Source organism: Acidimicrobiia bacterium (assembly GCA_040880805.1).
Lineage (GTDB): Bacteria > Actinomycetota > Acidimicrobiia > IMCC26256 > DASPTH01 > DASPTH01.
On record JBBDHW010000047.1, the window covers coordinates 1 to 4,567 of the forward strand.

The 4,567-nt window shown below is 71.2% G+C and carries 4 protein-coding genes; all 4 read left to right on the forward strand.

Going from position 1 to position 4,567, the window contains the following annotated elements; translation table 11 throughout:
* The coding region (locus WD271_12475; GenBank protein MEX1008642.1) for an LLM class F420-dependent oxidoreductase at window positions 1–323 on the forward strand (323 nt) is incomplete at its 5' end.
* Window positions 324–325: 2 nt separating this feature from the next.
* A complete protein-coding gene (locus WD271_12480) occupies window positions 326–2,746 on the forward strand; it encodes a CoA transferase (GenBank protein ID MEX1008643.1) in 2,421 nt (806 codons plus the stop codon).
* 88 nt (window positions 2,747–2,834) lie between these two features.
* Window positions 2,835–2,978, forward strand: coding sequence for a hypothetical protein (locus WD271_12485; GenBank protein ID MEX1008644.1), 144 nt, complete (start codon window positions 2,835–2,837; stop codon window positions 2,976–2,978).
* The coding region (locus WD271_12490; GenBank protein ID MEX1008645.1) for an HAD-IC family P-type ATPase at window positions 2,968–4,567 on the forward strand (1,600 nt) is incomplete at its 3' end. The genes WD271_12485 and WD271_12490, both read left to right, overlap by 11 nt.

Here is a 4,567-nt window from a genome sequence, read left to right on the forward strand (position 1 = left end):
CGCGCGCGCGGGAGAGCGCGCGCGGCATCCTCGCCACGCTGTACTCGACTCCCCAGTACTGGCGCACGCTCGACCTGCTCGGTTGGGGTGACCGCGGTCGGCAGCTCAACGAGCTCGTCCGACGTGGCCGGTGGGACGAGCTCGCGCCGCTCGTCACCGACGAGATGCTCGACGCGCTCGTCCCGTCGGCGCCATACGAGGGGCTCGCAACCGTGCTCGACACCTGGTACCGCGACCTCGCCGACGCGGTCGGCGTTCCCTTGCCTGCCGACCGTGCGCTCGACGGCGACGTCGCGACCCTCGTGCAAGAGCTCAGGGCCTGAACGTGGGCGCGCTCGACGGTGTGCGCGTGGTCGACCTCGGAGAAGGGGTCGCGTCAGCCTTCTGCGCGCGGTTGTTCGCCGACTACGGCGCCGACGTCGTGAAGGTGGAACCGCCCCGCTCCGGTGACGTGACCCGAGGGTGGGGACCGTTCCCGGGCGACCGTCCCGATCGGGAGGCCAGCGGCACCTTCTTCTTCTACAACGTCGGCAAGCGCGGCATCACCGCCGACCTCGCGGACACCCACCAGCGCACGGCCGTGGTCGAGCTGCTGCGCCGCGCCGACGTAGTGGTGGAGAGCCAGCCGCCGGCGCGGCTGCGCGAGTGGGAGCTCGAACCGGCGGACCTCTGCGCGTTGAACCACGAATTGGTCGTGATCTCGCTCAGCCCGTTCGGCCGGACCGGCCCCTACGCGGACTGGCGCGGCTACGACCTCAACGCCTTCCACCTCACTGCCACGGGCAGCCGCTACTGCGGGCGGCGCGACGACGCGCCGCTCGAGCACGGCACGTTCAGCGCCGAGCTGTTCGGTGGGTACTGCGCGGCCGCGTGGGGACTCGCCGCGCTCCACGGACGCCCGCTCGTCGGCGGTGGTCAGCATCTCGACGTGTCGTGTTCGGAGGTGATCGCCGCGCTGTTCACCGGCGCGCAGAACATCGGCGGCTACGCGCAGGACGGTCGCTACGCGCGGCGCTCGGGCGCCAGCATGAGTCTCGCGATGCCGGCCACGATCGCGCCGTGCCGTGACGGCTACGTGTGGCTGATCGCGCTCGAGCCCGAGCAGTGGGACGGGCTGCGCGCGGCGATGGGCGATCCCGAGTGGGCTCGCCCCGAGCTGTTCCGCGACATGTTCGAGCGGGGCGCCAACGCCGACTTCCTCTATCCGCGCTTGCTCGACTGGACGAGCCGGCACTCCAAGCAGGAGGTGATGGACCTCTGCCAGGCCAATGGTGTGCCGGTCACCGCGGTGCTGACCGTTGCCGAAGCGGTCGAGCACCCGCATCTGGAAGCCCGCGGCTACCGAGTCGCGGTGGAGCATCCGGTGCTCGGAACCGTGCGCACGCTGGGCGCGCCGGTGCTGCTCCCCGAATGTCCCGGAGGGCCGCAACGGAGCTCGCCCCTGCTCGGGGAGCACACCGACGAGTTGCCGCGAGTGCTTCGCTCGTGGCGCGTCGCCGAGACCACGCCCGAGGGTCCCTCGCTCGAACCCGGCGCGCTTCCACTGGCCGGGATCCGGGTGGCCAACTTCGGCTGGAGCTGGCTCGGTCCCGTCGCGGGGCAGACCCTCGCGTTCCTCGGAGCCGACGTGGTCAAGATCGAGTCGCACCGCCGTATCGACATCAACCGGACGCTGCCGCCGTTCGCCGAGGGAATCACGTCGCCCGACCGCTCGCTCCAGAACCATGCGGGCTGGGCCGGCAACGGCAGCGTCACTCTTGACCTCACGCACCGCGACGGGGTCGCGCTCGCCAAGCGGCTCGTCGCGCTCTCCGACGTCGTGTTCGAGAACTTCGCGCCCGGCACGATGGACCGGCTCGGTCTCGGCTACGACGTGCTCCGCGCGCTGCGCCCCGATCTCGTCATGGTGTCGATGCCTGCGGCGGGTTCCTTCGGTCCTCTCTCGGGCGTGCGTACCTACGGTACGAGCCTTGCGAGCCTCACGGGGCTCGACAGCATCACCGGATACGTCGACGGTGCACCGGTCCCTGTCGAGAACGCGTTCTGCGACCCGCTCGGCGGCGTCATCGGTGCGTTCGGCGCGCTGCTCGCGCTGCACCATCGTCGACGTACCGGCCGCGGCCAGCACGTCGACTACTCCCAGCAGGAGGGGATCATGCAGCTGGTCGGCTCCGCGGTCATGGACTGGTTGCTGAACGAGCGCGACGGTCGACCGCTCGGTAACCGTCATCCTGTCGGTGCCATGGCACCGCACGGTCTGTTCCCGTGCGCGGGCGACGACCGTTGGATCAGCATCGCGGTCGCGACCGACGACGAGTGGCGCGACCTCGTGCGCGCGATGGGCGATCCAGCGTGGGCGCGCGCGCCGGAGCTCGCGTCGCACGCTGGTCGGCTCGAACGCATCGACGACGTGCACGCGCGCATCGCGCGCTGGACTGCCGACCACAACGAGCACCAGCTCGCGGCGCGTCTACAGGAGCGCGGTGTCGCAGCTGCACCGGTCCTCGACGTCGCCGACCTGCTCCACGATCCTCACTACCGGGCACGCGGGACGTTCATCGAGGTGAGCCATCCGCTCGGGTTCGTCGAGACCATCTACGGCGCGTACGTGAAGACGAGCCGAACCGTCGTCGACGTCCGGCCCGGCCCCGCGATGGGCCAAGACAACGAGCGCGTGCTCCAGGGGCTGCTCGGCGTCACCGACGACGAGTTCCGGCAACTGGTCGCATCGGGCGCGATCGACTGACCGGCTGAGGCCGGGAGCGCGATCGGTGACTCTTGACCCTGGTCGGCGTGGATCTTCCTCTGGTCAACTGTTCGACGGAGGATGAGCGATGGGGTGGGCCGAGATCGTGGCCGTGGTGCTCGGTGGTGTCGTGCTGGCAGCCGTTCTGTGCTGGATGGCGGTGACCATTGCCTCGCGGCTGGCGCGGCGACGCGCTTCGGCAGTTGGCGGAGGGCGCGGCGATGAACCCTGATGGCGACGCGCCCGCTGCCGACACCGGGGTGCGGGCCCGTGGTCTCACCGCCGGTGACGCCGCCGCCCGCCTGGCGATCGATGGCCCGAACCTGCTCCCGGTGCCGCGCCGCTCACCGGCGTGGCGGCGCCTCGCGGCCGAGATGGTCCACTTCTTCGCCTTGCTGTTCTGGGTGGCGGGGGCGCTGGCGTTCATTGCCGGCCTGCCCCAGCTCGGGGTGGCCGTCTTCGTCGTCATCGTGCTCAACGGGCTGTTCGCGTTCGTCCAGGAGCAGCGCGCCGAGCATGCGGCCGAGCGGCTCCGCGACCTGCTCCCACGGCGGGCCACCGTCGTGCGTGACGGCGCGCCCCTCGAGATCGCCGCCGACGCGCTCGTGGTGGGCGACGTCGTGCTGCTCGCCGAGGGTGACCGGATCTCCGCGGACCTCCGTCTCGACGCGGTCCATGCGCTCGCGGTCGACACGTCGAGCCTGACCGGTGAGAGCGTGCCGGCGCATCCCGCCGTCGGCGACGCGGTGCACGCGGGCTGCTTCGTCGTCGAGGGCGAGGCGAGCGCGACGGTCGTGGCGACCGGCGCTCGCACCCGACTCGCGGGCATCGCGAGCCTTACGAGCGCGCAGCGGCCCGCACCCACTCCGCTGCACCGTGAGCTCACCCGAGTTTCGCGGCTGATCGGCGCGGTCGCGGTTGCGGTCGGCGTGGTGTTCTTCGGGCTCGCGCTGCTCGTCGGTACCCGCGCCTCCGACGGCTTCCTGTTCGCGGTCGGTGTGACGGTCGCGGTCGTACCCGAGGGGCTCCTTCCGACGGTCACGCTGTCACTGGCGATCGGCGCGCAGCACATGGCGAACCGTCGCGCGCTCGTCCGTCATCTCGAAGCCGTCGAGACGCTCGGTTCGACCACGTTCATCTGCACCGACAAGACCGGGACACTTACCCGCAACGAGATGACGGTCGTCGAAGTCTGGATGCCGACCGGCCGCGCCGTGATCCAGGGCAGCGGTTACGAGCCGGTCGCCGAGGTTCGCTGCGTCCCGCTCGGCGTCCACGAGGCGCTCCGCGAGGTTGCGCGTATCGGTCTGCGGTGCTCCTCGGGACATGTCGTAGAGGAAGACGGTCGCTGGGTTCCACGTGGTGATCCCATGGAAGCCGCGCTCGACGCGCTGGCGCACCGGGTGGGGATCCACCGGGCAACGGATCTTCGCGCCGCACCCGAGACGCGCCGGTTCCCGTTCGATACGCGCCGGCGCTGCATGTCGGTGGTTGCCGGCGACTGTGTCCTCGTCAAGGGTGCACCTGACGCGGTCTTCCCGCTGTGCTCGGCAGTCCCCATCGGTGCGGCGGATGCACTCCATGCGCTCGCGAGCCGCGGCCTGCGGGTCCTGGCGATGGCAAGCCGTTCCGTCGATCCCGGCGACGTACCGGCATCGCCCGACGCGGCGGAGCGGAACTTGACGCTCGTGGGACTGGTCGCGCTCGAAGATCCGCCGCGTCGTGGTGCGGCGGACGCCATGGCCGCCTGCCGGCACGCGGGCATCCGCGTCGCCATGGTCACCGGAGATCACCCGGCGACCGCGCGCGCGATAGCGCGCG

Bases quoted from the DNA above. Each gene is read 5' to 3' on its own strand.
- WD271_12485 (MEX1008644.1), top strand. From the start codon at position 2,835: ATGGGGTGGGCCGAGATCGTGGCCGTGGTGCTCGGTGGTGTCGTGCTG.